Source organism: Arthrobacter sp. NEB 688 (assembly GCF_013201035.1).
Lineage (GTDB): Bacteria > Actinomycetota > Actinomycetes > Actinomycetales > Dermatophilaceae > Phycicoccus.
On record NZ_CP053707.1, the window covers coordinates 1,738,236 to 1,758,965 of the forward strand.

18 protein-coding genes are annotated in these 20,730 nt (G+C 73.2%); 5 read left to right on the plus strand and 13 right to left on the minus strand.

Annotation, left to right across the window (positions count from 1 at the left end):
• Positions 1 to 6: 6 nt before the first annotated feature.
• Together HL663_RS08225 and HL663_RS08230 are read right to left on the minus strand one after the other, a co-directional pair.
• Positions 7 to 1,077: a sensor histidine kinase gene (locus tag HL663_RS08225; RefSeq protein WP_173027879.1), complete on the minus strand. Its 1,071-nt coding sequence runs from the start codon at positions 1,075 to 1,077 to the stop codon at positions 7 to 9.
• A complete protein-coding gene (locus tag HL663_RS08230) occupies positions 1,046 to 1,717 on the minus strand; it encodes a response regulator transcription factor (protein ID WP_173027880.1) in 672 nt (223 codons plus the stop codon). The genes HL663_RS08225 and HL663_RS08230 overlap by 32 nt, the downstream gene beginning before the upstream one ends.
• Positions 1,718 to 2,002: 285 nt before the next feature.
• Between HL663_RS08230 and HL663_RS08235 the strand changes: the two genes are divergently transcribed.
• Positions 2,003 to 2,929, plus strand: a complete 927-nt coding sequence (locus tag HL663_RS08235; RefSeq protein ID WP_173027881.1) for a universal stress protein — start codon at positions 2,003 to 2,005, stop codon at positions 2,927 to 2,929.
• 34 nt (positions 2,930 to 2,963) lie between these two features.
• Here HL663_RS08235 and HL663_RS08240 read toward each other — a convergent pair whose 3' ends face one another.
• Both HL663_RS08240 and HL663_RS08245 read right to left on the minus strand, forming a co-directional pair.
• Positions 2,964 to 3,776, minus strand: coding sequence for an SGNH/GDSL hydrolase family protein (locus HL663_RS08240; RefSeq protein WP_173027882.1), 813 nt, complete (start codon positions 3,774 to 3,776; stop codon positions 2,964 to 2,966).
• A 98-nt stretch (positions 3,777 to 3,874) separates the two neighbouring features.
• Complete coding sequence (locus tag HL663_RS08245) at positions 3,875 to 4,672, minus strand: PIG-L family deacetylase (RefSeq protein WP_286176006.1); 798 nt, start codon at positions 4,670 to 4,672, stop codon at positions 3,875 to 3,877.
• Between the two features lie 137 nt (positions 4,673 to 4,809).
• On the opposite strand from HL663_RS08245, the gene HL663_RS08250 reads away from it, so the two are divergent.
• The 3 genes from HL663_RS08250 to malQ all read left to right on the plus strand — a co-directional run bounded on the left by HL663_RS08250 (position 4,810) and on the right by malQ (position 8,990).
• A complete protein-coding gene (locus HL663_RS08250) occupies positions 4,810 to 5,133 on the plus strand; it encodes a DUF3311 domain-containing protein (RefSeq protein WP_173027883.1) in 324 nt (107 codons plus the stop codon).
• Positions 5,130 to 6,779 carry a monocarboxylate uptake permease MctP gene (mctP, locus tag HL663_RS08255; protein ID WP_286176007.1) on the plus strand — a complete coding sequence of 550 codons (1,650 nt, stop codon included), beginning with the start codon at positions 5,130 to 5,132 and terminating at the stop codon, positions 6,777 to 6,779. Before HL663_RS08250 ends, mctP begins: the two co-directional genes overlap by 4 nt.
• Positions 6,780 to 6,860: 81 nt before the next feature.
• The gene (gene malQ / locus HL663_RS08260; protein ID WP_173027884.1) at positions 6,861 to 8,990 is read left to right on the plus strand and encodes a 4-alpha-glucanotransferase; all 2,130 of its coding nucleotides are present in this window, start codon (positions 6,861 to 6,863) and stop codon (positions 8,988 to 8,990) included.
• A 136-nt stretch (positions 8,991 to 9,126) separates the two neighbouring features.
• Here malQ and HL663_RS08265 read toward each other — a convergent pair whose 3' ends face one another.
• From HL663_RS08265 to HL663_RS08305, 9 genes are all read right to left on the minus strand, one after another.
• Positions 9,127 to 10,098 carry a hypothetical protein gene (locus HL663_RS08265; protein ID WP_173027885.1) on the minus strand — a complete coding sequence of 324 codons (972 nt, stop codon included), beginning with the start codon at positions 10,096 to 10,098 and terminating at the stop codon, positions 9,127 to 9,129.
• 611 nt (positions 10,099 to 10,709) lie between these two features.
• Complete coding sequence (locus HL663_RS08270; protein ID WP_173027886.1) at positions 10,710 to 11,405, minus strand: type 1 glutamine amidotransferase; 696 nt, start codon at positions 11,403 to 11,405, stop codon at positions 10,710 to 10,712.
• A 3-nt stretch (positions 11,406 to 11,408) separates the two neighbouring features.
• Entirely contained in the window at positions 11,409 to 12,146 is a 738-nt protein-coding gene (locus HL663_RS08275) for a VIT1/CCC1 transporter family protein (RefSeq protein WP_173030066.1), read from the minus strand.
• Positions 12,147 to 12,204: 58 nt separating this feature from the next.
• Entirely contained in the window at positions 12,205 to 12,513 is a 309-nt protein-coding gene (locus HL663_RS08280) for a 4a-hydroxytetrahydrobiopterin dehydratase (protein ID WP_173027887.1), read from the minus strand.
• A 63-nt stretch (positions 12,514 to 12,576) separates the two neighbouring features.
• Entirely contained in the window at positions 12,577 to 13,779 is a 1,203-nt protein-coding gene (locus tag HL663_RS08285) for an ABC transporter ATP-binding protein (RefSeq protein ID WP_173027888.1), read from the minus strand.
• Positions 13,776 to 14,792, minus strand: a complete 1,017-nt coding sequence (locus tag HL663_RS08290) for an ABC transporter ATP-binding protein (RefSeq protein ID WP_173027889.1) — start codon at positions 14,790 to 14,792, stop codon at positions 13,776 to 13,778. Before HL663_RS08290 ends, HL663_RS08285 begins: the two co-directional genes overlap by 4 nt.
• Positions 14,793 to 14,799: 7 nt before the next feature.
• Entirely contained in the window at positions 14,800 to 15,783 is a 984-nt protein-coding gene (locus tag HL663_RS08295) for an ABC transporter permease (protein ID WP_173027890.1), read from the minus strand.
• Positions 15,780 to 16,787, minus strand: coding sequence for an ABC transporter permease (locus HL663_RS08300; protein WP_173027891.1), 1,008 nt, complete (start codon positions 16,785 to 16,787; stop codon positions 15,780 to 15,782). The genes HL663_RS08295 and HL663_RS08300 overlap by 4 nt, the downstream gene beginning before the upstream one ends.
• A 111-nt stretch (positions 16,788 to 16,898) precedes the next feature.
• Positions 16,899 to 18,572, minus strand: a complete 1,674-nt coding sequence (locus HL663_RS08305) for an ABC transporter substrate-binding protein (RefSeq protein WP_173027892.1) — start codon at positions 18,570 to 18,572, stop codon at positions 16,899 to 16,901.
• A 255-nt stretch (positions 18,573 to 18,827) separates the two neighbouring features.
• Between HL663_RS08305 and typA the strand changes: the two genes are divergently transcribed.
• A complete protein-coding gene (gene typA / locus HL663_RS08310) occupies positions 18,828 to 20,723 on the plus strand; it encodes a translational GTPase TypA (protein ID WP_173027893.1) in 1,896 nt (631 codons plus the stop codon).
• The last annotated feature ends 7 nt before the right edge of the window (positions 20,724 to 20,730 follow it).

Sequence of the window (20,730 nt, forward strand, 5' to 3'; positions counted from 1 at the left end):
GCCGGCTCAGCCGCGCGGGACCACCAGCGCCACGCGGGCGCCACCGTCGGTGCCCCGGCCCGCGACGAGGTGGCCGCCCGCGGACCGGGCGATGCCCTGGACGATGCGCAGGCCGAACCCGGTCTGGGAGTAGGCGTCCCGCAGCAGCGCGGAGACGTCGGCCTCCTCGTCGTCGTCGGGGGCGGACTGCCCGCGGTTGACGGTCTCGACGAGGTCGGCCGACATCCCCGGGCCGCTGTCCTCGACGCCGACCTCGACCCGGTCGTCGTACGACTCGCTGAAGAGGCAGATGCGGTCGCCGGCGCCGGTGTAGCGCACCGAGTTCTCGACGAGGGTGTCGAGCGCCGCCCGCAGCCGCTCCGGGTTGAGGGCGACCGGTCCCTCGTCCGCCCGCACGACGAGCTCGCGGTCGGTGATGACCGACCAGCGTCGACGGACGTCGTCGAGGAGCTCGGCCGCGTCGGAGGGCACGTCGGGCGCGCCGAGGTCGAGCGAGACCGCCCGCACGAGCCGGTCGGCGAGGCGGGTCAGCTGGTCGAGCTCCTCGCGGACCGTCGTGAGGTCCTCGCGCCGCTGGTCGTCCGGCTCGCTCGCGGCGAGATGGTCGACATAGCCCCGGGCGATGGTGAGCGGCGTGCGCAGCTCGTGCGAGGTCATCCGGCCGAGCCGCTCACGGGCCCGGGCCCGGCGACGGTCGGCGGTGGCCAGGGCCTCGGCGGTGTCGATCGCGTCGTCGCGCCGGCGCACGTGGTAGGTCACGACCGCCGCGAGGACGACGGGCGTCACGACCTCGACGAGCTCGACGGCGGGCAGGTCGCCGCGCAGGACCCGCGGCAGCATGATCGCGGCCGCGACGACGGCGAAACCGGTGACCGACACCACTGTCCGCACGACCGGCCACGAGCCGAAGCCGTAGAGCACGGCGAAGGACAGGACGACGATCTCGACGGCCGCGAGCTCGACGCTCGGCACGAGCAGGAGGAAGAGCCCGCAGACGACGAGGATGCCCAGCCAGAGGAGGAAGAGGGCGCCGACGCGGTGCTCCTCACGCCTCCGCGACGCAGTACCCCACACCACGGACGGTCTCGATCGTCGACGGGGTCCCGATCTTCGTGCGCAGCCGGGCGACGCAGACCTCGAGGACGTTGCTGCCGGGGTCGAAGTCGAAGCCCCAGATGTCCTTGAGGAGCTCCTCGCGGGTGCACACGTCACCGACCCGGCGCAGGAGGTAGGCGAGGACGGCCGCCTCGCGCTCGCTGACCGAGCGCGTGCCCTCGGGGGTGACGAGCACGCGCCGGCGGGTGTCGAGGCTGAGGTCGCCGTGGGTCAGGTAGCGCCCCGACTCCGAGACCGTGCGCGGGACCCCGAGGTGGCGGTTGACGCGGGCGAGGAGCTCGGCGGTGACGAAGGGCTTGGTGAGGAAGTCGGTGGCGCCCTCGTTGATGGCCTGGACGCGCGTCCCGACGTCGCCGACCCCCGAGAGGACGATGACCGGCGGGGGGCTCTCGAGCTGCTGGATCTGCCGCAGCACCGTGAGGCCGTCCATCCCCGGCATGACGAGGTCGAGCAGCACGAGGTCGACCGTGCGCGCGCGGACCGTCTGGCACGCCTCGGCGCCGTCCGCTGCCGTGAGCGGCCGGTGACCCGCGGCGACGAGGGTCCGGCTCAGCAGCGTGCGCAGGCGGACCTCGTCGTCGACGATGAGGATGTCAGCCACTCCCTGCTGCCTCTCGTGACGTGTTGCTGACGCGAGGCTAACCGTCGGATGACCTGTGCGTAAGTCCTTGGTGAGAACTTGCCCCCGGCGCTGGTGGCCGGGGGGCGCGAGAGGGAGGCTGGGGAGGTCGGGGAGCGACGTCCGGGTACCCCACCCGGCCGACGGTCACGGCGACCACCCTGCCTCGGTGGAGCCACTTCGTCGACGGTCGCCGTGACCGGTTCCACGGGGTGCCTGTGACCCACGAGACTGCGCCCGCGCCCACGCGCGGAGGACCATGGGGACATGGCCGAGAACGTGCTCTCGCAGCAGTCGGGCCCGGGTCCCGAGGGACCGGCCCACCCCCCGGTCGTCGCCGCGCTCGACGGCTCCGCCCACGAGGCGGCCGTCCTCGCGTGGGCGTCGGCCCTCGCCGTGCGGAGGGACGTGCTGCTCGAGCTGGTCCACGTCGTCGAGATCGGCGCCACGCTGGCGCCGTACTCGGTGCTCGCCGTCGAGGCGCCGTGGTTCGGCGAGCAGCTCGAGGAGGCCGAACGCGCCCGCCTCGACGGCATCGCCGCCGGGCTGCGCGAGCGGCACCCCGGCCTCGAGGTCCTGGTCCGCACGCCCGTCGGGTCCCCGGCCGGCGTCCTCGTCCACCTCTCGGAGCGCGCCACGGTGGTCGTCGGCGCCTCCACCCACGACCTGCTCGAACGCCTCGTCCTCGGGTCGACGGCGCTCGCGGTCGTGGCCCACGGGCACGGGAGCGTCGTCGTCGTGCCCGAGTCGCTGCCGCCGGTGCAGCCGCACCGGGTGGTCGTCGGAGCCGACGGCAGCGACGCCGGGGCCCGGGCCCTCGCCCACGCGGTCGACGAGGCCGCGACGGTCGGCGGCCGGGTCACGGCGGTGACGGCCTGGACGGTCGAGGTCGAGGACGGCGTCGTCGTCACCGAGCCCGGCACGGTGCGCTGGGCCCGGGTCGAGGAGCGGCTGCGGGCGGCGGGCCACGCCGCGCTCGCCGCGGCCGCCGCCGCCCACCCCGAGGTGCCCGTCGACGTCGTCGTCCGCAACGGGCCGCCGGCCCGCGCCGTGCTCGACGTCGCCGCGGAGGTCGGTGCCGACCTCGTCGTCGTCGGCCGGCGGGGCCGTGGTGGCTTCGCCGGGCTGCTCATGGGCAGCGTGAGCCGCACCGTGGTGCAGCGTTCGTCCGTCCCGGTCGCGGTCGTCCACTGAGCGGTGGCCGGCCCGTCGTGGGCCGGCCGACGGCTCAGCCCATCGCGGCCCGCACGAGCGGCGCGAAGCCGTCGCGGTGGCCGGCCTTCGTCGGGTGGTAGATGTCGAGCAGACCGGTCTTCTTGCCCCAGACGAACGGCGTCGCCGAGCAGACCTCGTGGCCCGTGAACGTCGACGCGGGGTCGAGGTAGGTGAAGCCCGCGGCCTTCGCCCGGGCCGCGAGCACCCGGTCGAGGTGCGCGGAGACGCCGTCGAGCAGGCCGGCCTCCCGGGTGTTCACCCCGCCCGCCTGGCTGCACGAGACATTGCCGGCGAACGGCTTCGGGTACCCGAGGACCATGACCTTCGCGCCCGGGGCGCGGGTGCGGATGTCGGCGTACGTCGCGTCGAGCCTCGCGGGGAGCTCGGCGTCGATGCGGGCGTCGACCTTCGCGACGGTGGAGCGGCACAGCAGCTCGTCCCAGCTGTTGACGCAGCTGAGGATGAGGTCGACGAAGCCGACGTCGTTGCCGCCGATGCTCACCGTCACGAAGTCCGTCGAGGACGACAGCGCGGCGGTCTGTCCGCCCGTGACGTCGCCGGTCTCGGCGCCCGAGCAGGCCCTGAAGGTCAGGCTCGTGTTCGGCCGTGCCTTCGCGACGAGCGGCGCGTAGGCGAGGCTGCTGCGGTAGCAGGAGAGGCTGAGGTCCGGCCACCCGGTGCCGTTGCCCGACGCGTAGGAGTCGCCGAGGGCCACGTACTGGTCCGGCTCGGCGGCGGCCGCCGAGGGCACCAGCATCCCGGCGAGGACGAGGGGCACCGCCGCGACGGCGGCGGCGAGCGAGCGCAGGCGGGGGCGGACGGACAACGGGCACTCCTTCGTGCGGTGTCGCGGGCGGTCGCGCCGCCCCGGGGCCCCCAGCGTGGACCGGGTGCGGGGGAGCCGCAACCGGAGCGCGACCCCGCTCAGGCGCGCTCGAACGGCCAGCCCTCGACGAGCCCCGGTGCACGCCCCGGCTCGAGGTAGTGCTCGAAGCCGAAGACCGCCTCGAAGACCTCCGGCGGCATCGCCAGCATCATCCCGACGTCGCTCGTCTGGCTCGCGTGGGCGGCGAGCGCGGACCGCTTGCGCTCGACGAGGCCCCGCACGTCGACCCGCCAGTGCAGCTCGGCCTCGGGCGTGCCCATCGGGTTGCCGTCGTCCATCGGCGCGTCGGGGTCCCAGTCGTCCTCGCGGCCGGCCGCCTTCGCCATCTCGAACATCCGGCGCATCGCGTCGCGGTTCATCGAGGACTCCAGCAGGCGCGGCGTGCGGGCGGCGAGCTCGACGCCGCGGTGCAGGACGCGGTGGACCTGGACGTGGTCGGGGTGGCCGTAGCCGCCGTGCCAGTCGTAGCCGACGGCGACGTCGGCGTCCTCCTCGTCGAGCACGTCGGCGAAGCGCCGCCCCGCCTCGTCGAGGTCGGCCCCGGTGAACGCGCCCTCGTGCCCGTTCTGCTCCCAGCCGGTCATCCCCGAGTCGGCGTAGCCGAGCCACACGACCCGGTGCAGGCCGATGGCCTCGGCCGAGCGGGCGAGCTCGGCGCGGCGGCGCTCGACGACCGTCTCGCCGTCGGCGAGGTCGTCGGGGGCGGTGCCGTGGTCGCCGTTCGTCGCGACGACGAGCACGACGCGGTGGCCCTCGTCGACGGCGCGGGCCATCGTGCCGGAGGTCTGCGAGGCCTCGTCGTCGGGGTGGGCGTGGAGGAAGACGATGGTCGACACGACGCCCATCATGCCGAGCCCGACCGACACCCGCCGACACCGACCGGGGCGGAAAGTCCCCACGCGCCCCACCAGTCCCTACGGTGTCGGGTGGTCCGGCCGCCGCCGGGCGTCCACCGGGGGTCTCAGGAGGGTCCATGAGCAACGTCCACACCGGGCACGACGGGGAGGGCGGCGCCGACGCCGTCGACCACGACACCGTGCCGCCCGCGAACAAGGGGCTGCTCGCCGTCGCCGGCGTGCTCCTCGCCCTGCCCGTCGTCGCCCTGCTCTGGGTCGGCAGCTACAGCCGCGTCGAGCCGCGGCTGTGGGGCTTCCCCTTCTTCATCTGGTACCAGTTCCTCTGGGTCTTCCTCTGCTCGGCGCTCACGTACACGGCCTACCGGCTCGTGCTGCGCGCCCGGCCGCACCGCCCGATGACCGGCCACGGCGCCGGCGACCGGACGGGGGAGCAGGCGTGAGCGGGGTCGACGGCGTCGCGCTGGCCGTCCTCACCGCGCTCTTCCTCCTCGTCACCGTCATGGGCTTCCTCGCCACCCGGTGGCGCCGGCCCACGTCGATGGAGTCGCTCGACGAGTGGGGCCTCGGCGGCCGCTCGTTCGGCACCTGGGTCACGTGGTTCCTGCTCGGCGGCGACCTCTACACGGCGTACACGTTCGTGGCGGTGCCGGCCGCGATGTTCGCCGCGGGCGCGGTCTCGGGCTTCTTCGCGGTGCCGTACACGATCGTGCTCTACCCGATCATCTTCGTCTTCATGGCGCGCCTGTGGTCGGTCAGCCACCGCCACGGGTACGTGACGACGGCCGACTTCGTCCGCGGCCGGTTCGGCTCCCGCGGGCTCTCGCTCGCGGTCGCCGTGACGGGCTTCCTCGCGACGATGCCGTACATCGCCCTGCAGCTCGTCGGCATCCAGGCGGTGCTCGAGGTCGTCGGCCTCGGCGGCGGCAGCAACATCATCGCCAAGGACGCCCCGCTGTTCATCGCCTTCGCGCTGCTCGCGGCCTACACCTACTCGGGCGGCCTGCGCGCGCCGGCCATCATCGCGTTCGTCAAGGACTTCCTCATCTACCTCGTCATCATCGTCGCGATCATCTACCTGCCGACGAAGTTCGGTGGCTGGGAGGCGATCTTCTCGGCGGCCGAGCAGAAGATGGCGACGCCGAACCCGGTGGACGGCAAGCCGACCGGTGCGTTCGTGCCCGGCCTGCAGGCGCACTGGGCCTACGCGACGCTCGGGCTCGGGTCGGCGCTCGCGCTCTTCATGTACCCGCACTCGGTCACGGCCAGCCTCTCGGCCAAGGACCGCAACACGATCCGCCGCAACGCCGCCATCCTGCCGGCGTACTCGTTCGTGCTCGGCCTGCTCGCCCTCCTCGGCTGGGTCGCCATCGCGGCCGGCACCAAGCCGATCGGGCTGGACGGCAAGCCGAACGCGCAGCTGGTCATCCCGCAGCTGTTCGAGGACTCCTTCCCGTCGTGGTTCGCGGGGGTCGCGTTCGCGGCCATCGCGATCGGCGCGCTCGTGCCGGCGGCGATCATGTCCATCGCCGCGGCCAACACCTTCACGCGCAACATCTACAAGGAGTGGCTCAAGCCCGACGCCACCCCGCAGCAGGAGGCCAGGGTCTCCAAGCTCGTGTCGCTGATCGTCAAGGCGTTCGCGCTCGTGTTCGTCCTCACGCTCGACAAGCAGAACGCCATCAACTTCCAGCTGCTCGGCGGCATCTGGATCCTCCAGACCTTCCCCGCCGTCGTCCTCGGGCTCTACACCCGCTGGCTGCACCGGTGGGCGCTCACCGCCGGCTGGGCGGTCGGGATGGTCTACGGCACCTGGCAGGCGTGGAGCGTCGCCAACCCGCGCGCCAACATCAACCACTTCGGTGGCTCGCTCGCGGAGATCCCGGTCATCGGCCAGATGGGCTACATCGCGGTGACGGCGTTCGCGCTCAACCTCGTCGTGGCGCTCGTCGGCACGCTCGTCCTGCGGGCGGCCAAGGCGCCCGAGGGCGACGACGAGACCATCCGCGGCGACTACTTCGCCGACGCCGGTGACCCGCGCGTCCAGAAGGTCCTCCAGCCGCTGCACCAGGAGACGCCGAACCCCTGAGGCGGGCCCGGCACGGGGCGGCACGGAGGGCGGGCGCGGACCGGGAGTCCGCGCCCGCCCTGCCGTTGGCAGGATGGGGGCATGCAGCCCACCCCGTCGCCCCGGCTCGTCGAGCTCGCCCAGGCGCACGGCGTCGCCACCGAGTACTGGGACTGGCGGGGGCAGCACGTCGTCGTGTCCACCGCCTCGATCGTCGCGGTGCTCACGGCCCTCGGGGTCGCCTGCGACGACGACGCCGCGGTCGAGGCCGCGCTGCTCGACCACGCCGACCTGCCGTGGCGGCGCACGCTGCCCCCGACCGTCGTCGCCCGCGCCGGCCGCGCCGCGCAGGTACAGGTGCACGTGCGCGCCGGGGCGTCCGTCGGGCTCGTCGTCGAGCTCGAGGATGGCGGCCGGGTCGAGGCCGCGCAGGTCGACCGCTGGGTGCCTGACCGCGTCGTCGACGGGGTCTCGCTCGGCGAGGCGACCTTCGAGCTGCCGGCCGACCTCCCGCTCGGGTGGCACCGCCTCGTGGCCGTCGGAGACGCCGTGCCGCTGGACGCCGCGTCGACCGAGGCCACCCTCGTCGTGACGCCGGAGCGCCTCGAGCTGCCCGAGCCCGTCGCCTCGCGCCGCGTCGTCGGCCTCATGGCCCAGCTGTACCAGGTGCGCTCGTCGACGACGTGGGGTGTCGGGGACCTGCGCGACCTCGCCGGCCTCGCGACGTGGGCGGCTGCCGCGCACGACGCCGACTTCGTCCTCGTCAACCCGCTGCACGCCGCCGAGCCGGTGACGCCGATGGAGGCCTCCCCGTACCTGCCGACCACCCGGCGCTTCGTGAACCCGCTCTACCTCCACGTCGAGGACGTCCCCGAGGTCGCCTCGCTCGACGCCACCGGCCACCGGGTCTTCCTCGGGCTGGCGGCGCGCGGTCGGGCGCTCAACGCCGGTGACCGCATCGACCGAGACGCCGCGTGGGGCATCAAGCGCGAGGCGCTGCGGCTGGTCTTCGACGCCGGGCTCTCCGGCGCGCGGGCCGAGGCCTTCGCGGCCTTCTGCGCCCGGGAGGGCTCGGGGCTCGCGCGCTTCGCGACGTGGTGCGCGCTCGCCGACGTCCACGGGCTGCCGTTCACCGCGTGGCCGGCCGAGCTCCAGGACCCCGACGGGCCGGGGGTGCGCGCGTTCGCCGCCGCGCACGCCGACGACGTCGACTTCCACCGGTGGATGCAGTGGCTCCTCGAGGACCAGCTCGCCGGCGCCCAGCGCGAGGCGACGGCGGCCGGGATGACCCTCGGCGTCGTCCACGACCTCGCGGTCGGGGTGCACCCGGTCGGCGCGGACGCGTGGGGGCTCGGCGACGCGCTGGCCCGCGGCGTGACGGTCGGTGCGCCGCCGGACCCGTTCAACCAGCTCGGGCAGAACTGGAGCCAGCCGCCGTGGCGCCCCGACCGGCTCGCGGAGCTCGGGTACGCGCCCTTCCGCGACATGGTGCGAACCGTGCTGCGCGACTCCGGGGGCATCCGGGTCGACCACATCCTCGGGCTGTTCCGCCTCTGGTGGATCCCGACCGGTGGCTCGCCGGTCGACGGCACGTACGTCTACTACGACCACGAGGCGCTGCTCGGCATCCTCGTGCTCGAGGCGCAGCGGGCCGGCGCCGTCGTCATCGGCGAGGACCTCGGGGTCGTGGCCCCCAACGTGCGCGACGTGCTGCTCGAGCGCGGGCTGCTCGGCACGTCCATCCTGTGGTTCGAGTGGGACGACGACACCGTGCGCCCGCCCGAGGCCTACCGCGACCTGTGCCTCTCGACCGTGACGGTCCACGACCTGCCGCCGACCGCGGGGTACCTGACGCTCGAGCACGTCGCGGTGCGCGAGCGGCTCGGGCTGCTGACCCGCCCGGTCGAGGAGGAGCGCGAGGTCGAGCAAGCCGCCATCGGTCGGGTGCGCGCGGCGCTGGTGGAGCGAGGTCTGCTCGCGGAGGGCGCCGACGTCGACGAGACGGTGGTGGCGCTGCACCGGTGGCTGGCCCGCACGCCGAGCCGGATGCTCGCCGTCGCCCTGCCGGACCTCGTCGGGGACCGCCGGGCCATCAACCAGCCCGGCACCAACGACGAGTACCCCAACTGGCGGCTGCCGCTCGCCGGGCCGGACGGCACCCAGGTCGACCTCGACGACATCCGCGAGTCCCCGCTCGCCGAGGCCCTCTTCGCCGCCCTCCGCGGCGACTGACCCCACCCGCCGCGCCCCCACCCCAGCCCACAGTCCCTCGGTGACACGCACCGCGTGTCAGGTCGAGCAGGTGGCCCTCGTGGCTCGGCCGGTGGCGCCGGAACGGGGGTGATGACCCCCGTTCCGGCGCCGGCAGTCACGCCACCCGTCCCACCCACGGGTCGAGGCGGGTGGCCTGCACCGGAGGGCGAGGGCGCGCTGCGGCCACGGCGTAGGACTCCTCGAGGCGGCGCAGCACCGCCTCCGGCGTACGGTCGATGCTCCGCGGCGTGACGCCGACGACGACGATCCCGGCCGCCGTCGAGGTCGCGTCCGCCTCGACGGTCGCGTCCCAGTCATCGCCCTGGCTGTGGAAGCGGTGCGAGTGCACCATCACCGCCATCGCCACGTCGTCGAACCACGCGTCGGGAGCGACGAGCCGCACGCCCGCCGCGGTCTCGAGCCGAGGGTTGAGCCACGGCTCGGGGAGGAGCGACGACGAGCGGACGAGGGTCGCGAGCGCGTGCTCGGGTCGCGACCACGCGCCGCCGGCCGCTGCGGCGAGGCCGGTGGACACCTGTCCGCCGGCTGCCGCCCGCGTGCGATGGGCCCACTCCGCGACGTCGTCGAGCGGCGCGATCCCCTTCTGGACCACCTCGACGAGGATGGCCACCGCGGTGTCCGACGTGGGGGCGAGGGCGGCCGCATCGACCGCGGCCCGCGCCCGCGACGACATCCGCAACGGCCCACGCACGACGACGTCGGGGTCGTGCAGCGCGGTGCGCCGGAGGGAGGCGAACCCTGCCGTGCGGTCCGACCCCGGTCGGGGGACCAGCAGGTGGACGGTGCCGTCGTCCTGCGCCGAGGTGATGCCGTGCAGACGGGCGGCGGTGCTCCCGGCGATGACGGACCCGGGGCCCGCCCACAGCAGGGCGGCCACGAGGCGCTGTCGCGGCGACGGCTCCGCGCGGGACACCAGCACCACGCGCGGGAGGACCACCCGCCACGTCCGTCCGGCGTTCCAGCGCCATGTCTCGACGCCCACCCCGAGGGCGAGCAGCTGGGAGCGGCTCGCGACGCCGTCCTGGCGGGCGAGGAGGTCGCGGACCTCGGAGGGGAGCTCGGGCACCCGTGCATCGTCGTCGGCCGCCGCACCCATGCGCGAGGCCCGGGCGCAGAGCTGTGGACAGCCGGAGGCGCCGCCGGCGACTGTGGACGGTGCCGCCGAGGCTCGTCGACCGCTGCGCCGCGGTGGAGGTTGCACGTCACCGGCATCGCCGCGGCCGTGGTTTCCGTCGAGGCGCTGCTGGTGGCGTCGGAACGGGGGTGATCGCCCCACTTCCGACGCCTTGGGGGGAGCCACCGAAGCCGCCACGGGCAGCGTGCGGCCATCCGCCGGGTGCCGGCACCTGGGCTGAGGTGGATGCGCGTCGTCGGCTGCGCCGCGGTGGTGGATGCACGTCGTTTGCGGCGTCGCGGCCGCAGTTCCCGTCGTGGTGCTGCTGGTGGCGTCGGAAAGGGGGTGATCGCCCCATTTCCGACGCCATGGGGGGAGCCACCGAAGAGGCCACGAGCAGCACGAGGGGCCAACAGCAGTGAGCCGACACGTGCGGGGTTGTCGTCGTCGGGCTGGGGCGCTGGTCGAGGTGAGCCGGCACGTGCGGGGATGGCGTCGTGGTGGATGCACGTCGTCCGCTGCGGCGCAGCAGTGGCCCCGTCTCGGTGTTGCCGGGGGCTCGGTCAGGTGAGCTGGGCGGCGAAGCGGGCGGCGAGGGGCTGCCAGGCGGTGCGCAGCGCCTCCCGGGCGGCGGTGACGTCGGCGAGGGCCGCGGCGCCGGACGCCGACGCCGGCTCGGCGCGCACCCAGTCGGCGAAGACCTCGGGGGAGGTCTCGGGGTGGAATTGCACCGACCACGCCCGCAGCCCGATCCGCAGCGCCTGCGGCCGACCGTCCGGCAGGGTGGCCAGCAGGGTCGCCCCGGGCGGGAGGTCGAGGACGACGTCGTCGTTGTAGTGCACGGCGGGCGCCCCGGCCGACCCGGCGAGCAGCGGGTCCGCCGCGCCCTCGCGGGTCAGCGCGACGGGCACGACGCCGATGGTGCGCCCGGACGGGTTGCACCCCGCCCGACCGCCGAGCGACACGGCCGCCAGCTGGTGCCCGAGGCACACGCCGAGCACCGGCTCGCCGGCCCGGGCGGTGTCGCGCAGGAGCGCCTTGGCCGGCGCGAGCCACGGGTGCTCGGCGTCGTCGTTCGCGCCCATCGCGCCGCCGAGGACGACGAGCCCGTCGTGCCCGCCGTCGGCCAGCCGGGCCGGCACGGGCTCGCCGAGGTCGCCGCGCACGACGTCGAGATCGACGCCGAGCGCGGACCACCACTCGCCGAGCCAGGCCGGCGGCGCGTCCGGCTCGTGCTGGACGACGAGGAGGCGCGGCACGGCCTAGCCGACCTGGGTGCCGACGAGCGAGCCGATCGCGTACGTGATGGCCATCGCGAGCAGGCCCCCGACGACCACGCGCACGGTCGCCCGCTGCGCGTCCGCGTCGCCGAGCCGGGCGCTGACCAGCCCCGTGAAGGCGAGGGCGAGGACGACCGCGAGCACCGTGACGGGCACGCGCCAGTCCTGCGGCGGCAGGAGGATGGCCACGAGCGGCAGCAGCGCGCCGACCGTGAAGGCGATCATCGACGCCCACGCGGCGTGCCACGGGTTGGTGAGGTCGTCCGGGTCGATGCCCAGCTCGACCTCCGCGTGCGCGGCGAGCGCGTCGTGCGCCGTCAGCTCGACGGCGACCTGCCCGGCGAGCTCGGGGGAGAGGCCCTTGCCCTCGTAGATGGCCGCGAGCTCGGCGAGCTCGGCCTCGGGCTCGTCGCGCAGCTCGCGGATCTCCTTGGCGATGAGCGCCTTCTCGCTGTCGCGCTGGGTGCTGACCGAGACGTACTCGCCGACGGCCATGCTCATCGCCCCGGCCGCGAGCCCGGCGAGGCCCGCCGTGAGGACCGGGCCGCGCTCGGACGTGGCGGCCGCGACGCCGATGACGAGCCCGGCGGTCGAGACGATGCCGTCGTTCGCGCCGAGGACGCCCGCCCGCAGCCAGTTGAGCCGGCTGGAGAACGAGCGGTCGTGCGCCTCGTCGTGGCCGTCGAGCGCCGTGGTGTCGACGGGGTCCGGCGCCTGCACCCCGGACGCCTGCACCCCGGACGCCTGCACCCCGGGGGCCGACCGGTCGGGGGTCACGTCACTCACCGACGCTCGCCCCCTCGGCACGCGCGGCGGTCGAGATGCGGTGCGCCAGCTCGATGTCGAGCTGGGTCAGGCCGCCGGCGTCGTGGGTCGTCAGCAGCCAGCGGGTCGTGCGCCAGCGGATGTCGATGTCGGGGTGGTGGTTCATCTGCTCGGCCTCGTCGGCCGCGGCGGCGACCATCCGGATGGCGGCCGGGAAGTCGGGGGCCTCGATCGAGGCCACGAGGGTGTCGCCCTCGCGCGCCCACCCGGGCAGGTCGGCGAGCTGGCGGGTGACCTCGTCGTCGGTGAGGAGTCGGCTCATCCCGTCATCATCCGCCACCCGAGCGCCCGGCGGCACGTCAGGTGAGCCTCACCGCCCCCGGTGTCAGAGACCGCCGCCGTACCCGCCCTGGTGGCCCGGGGGGTGGATCTGCGCCTCGGCGACCGAGGCCGGCCCGATGACGTCGCCGTCGTCGTCGTCGCGCCAGTCCTGCGTCGTCGCGGTGGCGGTCACCTCGTGCCGCCGGATCTCGCCGCGGGCGATCTCCTCGGCGAAGTGGCACGCCACCCGGTGCGAGGCCGGCACGCCGTCGACCTCGACGACGCGCAGCTGCGGGCGCTCGTCGTCGCAGCGCGTCTCCTGGCGCCACGGGCAGCGGGTGTGGAAGCGGCAGCCCGACGGCGGGCGCGAGGGGGAGGGCAGGTCGCCGACGAGGAGGATCTGCTCGCGCGCGTCCTCCGCGGCCGGGTCGGGCACGGGCACCGCCGACAGCAGCGCCCGCGTGTACGGGTGCAGCGGAGCGGCGTACAGGTCGTCGGCCTCGGCCTCCTCGACCATCCCGCCGAGGTACATGACCCCGATGCGGTCGCTGATGTGGCGGACGACCGCGAGGTCGTGGGCGACGACGAGGTAGGTGAGGTCGAACTCGTCCTGCAGCTCCTCGAGCAGGTTGATGACCTGCGCCTGCACCGACACGTCGAGCGCGGAGACCGGCTCGTCGGCGACGATGAGCTTGGGCTCGACCGCGAGCGCGCGGGCGATGCCGATGCGCTGGCGCTGGCCGCCGGAGAACTCGTGCGGGTACTTCTTGAGGGCCGCCGCCGGCAGCCCGACCGCGGCGAGCAGCTCGCGCAGGCGTCTGGCCGTCGCCTTGTCGTCCGTCGCGAGGCCGTGCGCCTTCATCCCCTCGACGAGGAGGGACTCCACCGACTGCCGCGGGTCGAGGCTGCTCATCGGGTCCTGGAAGACCATCTGGAAGTCCTTGCGCCGCTTGCGCAGCGCCGACCCCTTGAGCGACGAGACGTCGGTCCCGTCGACGAGAACCGTTCCGCCGGTGGGCGGCTCGAGATTGAGGATCGCCTTGCCGAGCGTCGACTTGCCGCAGCCGGACTCGCCGACGAGGCCATAGGTCTCGCCCTTGCGGATCTGCAGGTCGACGCCGTCGACGGCGTAGACGTGCCCGATCACCTTGTCGAAGATGACGCCCCGCTTGATGGGGAAGTGCACCTTCACGCCCCGGGCGTCGACGAGCAGCTCGCGCTCGTCCTGCGGCGTCGCGGCGGGCGTGGGCTCGGCGGTGGCGGTCATCGCGGTCCTCCGACGGGGTTGAAGCAGCGCAGGGCGCGGCTGCCGGTCTCCTCGAGCGGCGGCGTCTTCCGGGTGCAGACGTCGACCGGCTGGGAGCAGCGCGGGGCGAACGCGCACGCGCTCGTCCACGGCAGGTTGTCCGACACCGACCCGGGGATGGGCGTCAGTGGCGCGCGCTCGGCGTCGAGCCGGGGGATCGAGGCGAGCAGGCCGTTGGTGTACGGGTGGCGCGGTTGCCCGAAGAGCTCGTGCCGGCCGCCGCGCTCGACGATCCGGCCGCCGTAGAGGACGTTGACCTCGTCGCAGAGCCCCGCGACGACCCCGAGGTCGTGCGTGATCATCACCAGGGCCGTGCCGGTCTCCTGGACGAGCTCCTTGAGCAGGCTGAGGATCTGCGCCTGGATGGTCACGTCGAGCGCCGTCGTCGGCTCGTCGGCGATGAGCAGGCGCGGCGCGCAGGCCAGCGCCATCGCGATGAGCGCGCGCTGGCGCATCCCGCCGGACATCTGGTGCGGGAAGTCCTTGAGCCGGCGGTCGGGGTCGGGGATGCCGACCCGCTGGAGCAGCTCGCGGGCCAGCGGCGTCGCGGCCTTGCGCGACATCTTCCGGTGCCGCTCGAGGACCTCGGTGACCTGCAGGCCGACCGGGACGACGGGGTTCAGCGACGAGAGCGGGTCCTGGAAGATCATCGCGATGTCGCGCCCGCGCCGGTCGCGCATGTCGGAGGACCCGAGGCGCAGCAGGTCGGTGCCGTCGAAGGTCGCGGTGCCCTCGACGCGGTTGCCGCGCTGGGGGAGCAGCCCCATGATCGCGAGCGAGGTGACGGACTTGCCGCACCCGGACTCGCCGACGAGGCCGACGGTCTGGCCGGGCCGGACGTCGAAGGAGACGCCGTCGACGGCGGTGAAGGGCTCCTCGCCCTGACGGGTGAACGTGACGCGCAGGTCGCGGACGGACAGCAGCGGCTCGTCGCCGTGCCGGGACGTGCGGGGTGTGGACGCCGTGGCGGTCATCGGCGGGTCACCTCCTGCTCTTGGGGTCGAGGGCCTCGCGCAGCGACTCGCCCATGAGGGTGAAGCCGAGGGCGACGACGATGATGCACAGCGCGGGGTACACGGCGAGGTGGGCGTTGTCGTAGATGTACGGCTGGGCGCGGCCCAGCATCTGGCCCCACTCGGGACGACGGTCGTTCGGGTTGCCGAGGCCGAGGAAGGACAGGGCCGCGGCGTCGATGATCGACGTCGCGAGGACGAGCGTCGACTGGACGATGATCGGCCCGAGCGAGTTGGGCAGCATGTGGCGGAAGACGACCGCCCGCTCGCTGACGCCGAGGGCGCGGGCGGCCAGGACGTGGTCGCTGTGCCGCTGGACGAGCATCGAGCCGCGCAGCAGGCGGGCGAAGATCGGCACCTGCACGGCGGCGACGGCGATGATGACCGTCAGCTGGCTCGGTCGCGCGGCGAGCGCGGCGATCGAGAAGGCGAGGAGCAGCGAGGGGATCGAGAGCAGGACGTCGACGATGCGCATGACGAGCGCGTCGACCCAGCCGCCGAGGGCGCCCGCGAGGATGCCGAGCACCATGCCGCCGGTCAGCCCGAACAGCGTCGCGACGACGCCGACGATGAGCGTCTGCTGGCTGCCGACGAGCAGGCGCGAGAGCAGGTCGCGCCCGGCGTCGTCGGCCCCGAGCGGGAAGCCCGGCTGCGGCCCCGGCACGGGGTTGGTCTGCGGCCGCACCTGGTCGATGAGGAGGTTCGCGGCCGGGTCGTGGGGCGCGATGAACGGCGAGATGAGCGCGAGGACGACGAAGACCAGCGTGATGCCCGCGCCGATGAGGAAGACCGGGTTGCGGCGCAGGCGCTTCCACGCGCTGGCGATGAGCGAGACGCCCGGCTTCTCGTCGACCGAGCCGGCCTCGCGCACGAGGACGGCCGTGTCGCCGGAGGAGGCGGCGAGGTCGTCGATCCGGTCCTTGCGGCGGTTCATCGGGTTCGTGGGGCTCATCGGGTCCTCACCCTCGGGTCGATGATCGCGTAGGCGATGTCGACGAGCAGGTTGATGATGACGTAGATGGCGGCCGCCGCGAGGATGAGGACCTCGAGGACGGGGTAGTCGCGCCGCTGGAAGGCCACCGCGAGGGCGTTGCCGATGCCGCCGAAGTTGAAGACCTGCTCGGTGAGCACCGCGCCGGCCAGCAGGCCACCGGTCTGGAGGCCGATCGTCGTGACGACGGGGAGGAGTGCGTTGCGCAGGACGTGCCGGCCGCGGACGACCCGCGCGGTGAGGCCCTTGGACTCGGCGGTGCGGACGTAGTCCTCGCCGAGCACCTCGAGCACCGACGCCCGGGTGATGCGGTAGATGACGGCGAAGGGGATCGTCGCGAGCGCCACCGACGGCAGGACGAGGTGCTTGAGGGCGCTCGCGGAGCAGTCGAACTCGCGGGTCAGCAGCCCGTCGAGGACGAAGAAGTTGGTGACGCGCGTGCAGCCGAGGTTGTCCTGGCGGCCCGACACGGGGAGCCAGTTGTGCTCGACGGCGAGCTGGTTCTGCAGGACGAAGGCGAGGAAGAAGACCGGGACCGCGACGCCGATGAGGGAGATGACGACGAGGCCGCTGTCGACCGGCGAGTTGGCCCGGCGCGCCGACACGTAGCCGAGCGGGATCGCGAGGACGACGGCGATGACGAGGGCGACGAAGCTCAGCTCGATCGTGGCCGGCAGGCGGTCGAGGAAGATCGAGAGGGCGTCGGTGCCGGGCAGGACGCCGGTCGAGACACCGAACTCGCCCTGGAGGGCGCGGGTGAGGAACTTCCAGTACTGCACCCACACGGGCTGGTCGAGGCCGAGCGCCCGGGTCAGCGCCTCGCGCGTCTCGGGGGTGGCCCGCTCACCGAGGATCGCGGAGACCGTGCCGCCGGGCAGCGAGCGCAGCCAGAGGAACAGCAGGAGCGAGAGCACGAAGACCACCCCCACCATCTGGAGGAGTCGTCTGATGATGAAGCGCGCCAACGTGAGGCTCCTGGTGTTCCCGGTGGACGACGGTGGCCGCCCCGAACGTCTGTGTTCGGGGCGGCCACCGACCCTATACGGATGTGCTCGCGGGGTGGGGACCCCGCGCGGTCACTTGCCTGCGGTGACGGTGTCGAACATCTCCGCCGTCAGCGGGCTGGCCGTCAGGCCCTGGACCTTGCCGCTCGTGACGAGCGCCGGCGGGGAGTGGCTGACCGGGATGCCCGGCAGGTACTCCTCGGCGATGCGCTTGTTGAGGTCCTGGTAGGCGGCCTCGCGCTCGCCCTCGTCGACGACCGCGTCGGCCTTCTTGAGGTCCTCGGACAAGGTCTTGCCCCACGGCATGACGCTCGTGTGGAAGTCGTTGCCCTTGAGGTCGCTGAAGAAGGTGCCGAGGAAGTTGTCCGCGGCGTTGTAGTCACCGGTCCAGCCGAGCAGCCACATGTCGTACGCGCCGTTGGCGGACACGTCGTCGAGGTAGCCACCGTTCCACGGCTTGCTCACCTGCTCGACCTTGATGCCGACGGCCTCGAGGTCCTTGGTGAACGCGGCGTGGATCTTCTGGGGGTCCGGCATGTACGGCCGCGAGACCTCGGTCGGGAAGGCGAACTTGAGGGTCATGCCCTCGGCGCCGGCCTCGGCGAGGAGCGACTTGGCCTTCTCCGGGTCGTACGGGTACGGCTGGAGCTGGGTGTTGTAGCCGGACACGGTGTCGGGCATGAACTGCGAGGCGACCTTCGCGCCCTCGGGCAGCTGGCTCTTGACCATCTGGTCCCGGTTGAGGGCGTAGGCGATGGCCTGGCGGACCTTGAGGTCCTTGAGCTTCGGGTTGCGCTCCGGGTTCAGGCCCAGGTAGAGGATGTTGAAGGCGGGACGGACCTCGACCTTGTTGCCGGCGTCCTCCAGACCCTTCCAGTCGACCGGGTTGGGCAGGTCGTAGCCGTCGATCGAGCCGGCCTGCAGCTCCTGGCGACGGGTGCTCTCGTCGGGGATGATCTTGAAGACGAGGGTCTTGGTCTTCGGCTGCTCGCCGTAGTACTGGTCGTTGGCGACCAGCGTGACCGTCTTGTTGGCCTCGTCGTACTTCGAGAGCTTGTACGGGCCGATGCCGACCGGGTTCTTCGAGTACTCCGGGTAGGTGAAGCCCTCGCCCTGCGCCTGGACGTTGTTGGCGTCGCCCTTCTCCAGCGCCGTCGGCGACTGCATCGAGAAGGAGTCGAGGGAGAGGATCGTCGGGAAGGACGAGGTCGTGCGCGTCACGTTGATGACGGCGTTGGAGGCGTCCTTGGCCTCGCAGGACTTGTAGAGCGAGCCCTCGGGGTCGTCGCTGAAGGTGCCGAAGAAGTACGTCCAGTACTCGGCGGCGGTCTGGCCGGCGCCCTTCTGGTTGTACATGCGGTCGAGGTTGTAGCAGACGGCCTCGGCGTCGAACGGGGTGCCGTCGGAGAACTTGACGCCCTGGCGCAGCTTGAAGGTCCAGGACAGGCCGTCGTCGGACGGGGTCCAGCTCTCGGCGAGCTCGGGCTGGATGTCGGCGGTGCCCGGCTTGATGCCGAGCAGGCCCGAGTGGATCTGCCGGGTGACCCGGAAGGTCTCGCCGTCGGTCGCGTACAGCGGGTCGAACAGCTCCGGGGCCCCTGCCGCGCCGAAGGTGAAGGTGTCCTTCACGCTCCCGCCGGTGCTGCCGGTGTCGCCGCCCGAGTCACGCTCGGACTGGGCGCACGCCGACATGCTCAGGGCGGCCGCCGTGAGCAGGACGAGCGGCGCCGTGCGCTTGAGTGTCATCTGTGTGAACCTCGCTTGGGTGTGCGATCGCTCGGACCGCCCGGGTCGGGCGGACGAGGTCCCGCGCGGGCACCGGGCGACCGGCCCCTCGCGGTTGCACGGACCCTAGCCAGCAAATTGCGCGGGGGGAACGGCCCGACGCGAGTGGTTACCCAAGTGAGACCGAATCCGTGGCGCAGACCTTTCGGCAGGCCCCCGGAGCCGCGCCACTACGCCGATTCGGTCGCTGGCGCAAGACCTGAGAGACTGGTGGGCATGTCTGCCTCCCGCCGCGACGACCTCCGTAACGTCGCCATCGTCGCGCACGTCGACCACGGAAAGACCACGCTCGTCGACAAGATGCTCTGGCAGTCCGGAGCCTTCGGCGAGCACCAGCACGTCGACGAGCGCGCCATGGACAGTGGTGACCTCGAGCGCGAGAAGGGCATCACCATCCTCGCGAAGAACACCGCCGTCCGGTACGCCGGCCCGGCGGCGCTCGAGGCCGGCATCACCGACGGCATGACGATCAACATCATCGACACCCCCGGCCACGCCGACTTCGGTGGCGAGGTCGAGCGCGGCCTGTCGATGGTCGACGGCGTCGTCCTGCTCGTCGACGCCTCCGAGGGCCCGCTGCCCCAGACCCGCTTCGTCCTGCGCAAGGCGCTCGCCGCGCAGATGCCCGTCGTCCTGTGCATCAACAAGGTCGACCGCCCGGATGCCCGCATCGCCGAGGTCGTCGACGAGGTCTACGAGCTCTTCATGGACCTGCTCGTCGACGCCGAGCACCACCAGGACCAGCTCGACTTCCCGGTCGTCTACGCCTCGGCCAAGGCCGGTCGCGCCTCGCTGACCCGCCCCGCCGACGGCGGCCTGCCCGAGGACGAGGACCTCGAGGCCCTGTTCAAGACGATCATCGAGACCATCCCGGCCCCGTCCTACGACGACGAGGCCCCGCTCCAGGCGCACGTCACCAACCTCGACGCCTCGAACTTCCTCGGCCGCCTCGCGCTGCTGCGCGTGCACAACGGCACGATCCGCAAGGGCCAGCAGGTCGCCTGGTGCCGCCGCGACGGCTCGACCGTCCCGGTGAAGATCACCGAGCTGCTCATGACGAGCGCCCTCGAGCGCCGCCCGGCCGAGTCCGCCGGCCCCGGCGACATCATCGCCGTCGCCGGCATCCCCGAGATCACCATCGGCGAGACCCTCGCCGACATCGACGACCCGCGCCCGCTGCCGCTCATCACGGTCGACGAGCCCGCGATCTCGATGACCATCGGCATCAACACCAGCCCGATGGCCGGCCGCGTCAAGGGCGCCAAGGTCACCGCGCGCCTGGTCAAGGACCGCCTCGACCGCGAGCTCATCGGCAACGTCTCGATGCGCGTCCTGCCGACCGAGCGTCCCGACGCCTGGGAGGTCCAGGGCCGCGGCGAGCTCGCGCTGGCCATCCTCGTCGAGCAGATGCGCCGCGAGGGCTACGAGCTGACCGTCGGCAAGCCGGTCGTCGTCACCCGCGAGGTCGACGGCAAGGTCCAGGAGCCGGTCGAGCGCCTGACCATCGACACCCCCGAGGAGTACCTCGGCTCCATCACCCAGCTGCTCGCCGCCCGCAAGGGCCGGATGGAGCAGATGACCAACCACGGCACCGGCTGGGTCCGGATGGAGTACCTCGTCCCGTCGCGCGGCCTCATCGGCTTCCGGACGCAGTTCCTCACCGACACCCGCGGCACGGGCATCGCCAACCACGTCTTCGAGGGCTACGAGCCCTGGCTCGGCGAGATCACGACCCGCATCAGCGGCTCGCTCGTCTCGGACCGCTCGGGGCCGGCGACCGCCTACGCGATGATGAACCTCCAGGAGCGCGGCACGCTCTTCATCCCCCCGACCACCGAGGTCTACGAGGGGATGATCGTCGGCGAGAACTCGCGCGCCGACGACATGGACGTCAACATCACCAAGGAGAAGAAGCTCACCAACGTGCGCTCCGCCGGGGCCGACGTCCTCGAGCGGCTCGCGCCGCCGCGGGCGCTCTCCCTCGAGCAGTCCCTCGAGTTCTGCCGCGAGGACGAGTGCGTCGAGGTCACCCCCGAGGCCATCCGCATCCGGAAGGTGGAGCTCGACCAGACCCTGCGCGCCCGCGCCGCGGCCCGCGCCAGGAGGAGCTGACCCCCGG

What these genes read in the sequence shown, in the direction of transcription:
- HL663_RS08250 (WP_173027883.1), top strand. Translation starts at nt 4,810, where the DNA reads ATGAGCAACGTCCACACCGGGCACGACGGGGAGGGCGGCGCCGACGCC.
- HL663_RS08295 (WP_173027890.1), bottom strand. Translation starts at nt 15,783, where the DNA reads ATGAGCCCCACGAACCCGATGAACCGCCGCAAGGACCGGATCGACGAC.
- HL663_RS08235 (WP_173027881.1), top strand. Translation starts at nt 2,003, where the DNA reads ATGGCCGAGAACGTGCTCTCGCAGCAGTCGGGCCCGGGTCCCGAGGGA.
- HL663_RS08305 (WP_173027892.1), bottom strand. Translation starts at nt 18,572, where the DNA reads ATGACACTCAAGCGCACGGCGCCGCTCGTCCTGCTCACGGCGGCCGCC.
- malQ (WP_173027884.1), top strand. Translation starts at nt 6,861, where the DNA reads ATGCAGCCCACCCCGTCGCCCCGGCTCGTCGAGCTCGCCCAGGCGCAC.
- typA (WP_173027893.1), top strand. Translation starts at nt 18,828, where the DNA reads ATGTCTGCCTCCCGCCGCGACGACCTCCGTAACGTCGCCATCGTCGCG.
- HL663_RS08290 (WP_173027889.1), bottom strand. Translation starts at nt 14,792, where the DNA reads ATGACCGCCACGGCGTCCACACCCCGCACGTCCCGGCACGGCGACGAG.
- HL663_RS08285 (WP_173027888.1), bottom strand. Translation starts at nt 13,779, where the DNA reads ATGACCGCCACCGCCGAGCCCACGCCCGCCGCGACGCCGCAGGACGAG.
- HL663_RS08280 (WP_173027887.1), bottom strand. Translation starts at nt 12,513, where the DNA reads ATGAGCCGACTCCTCACCGACGACGAGGTCACCCGCCAGCTCGCCGAC.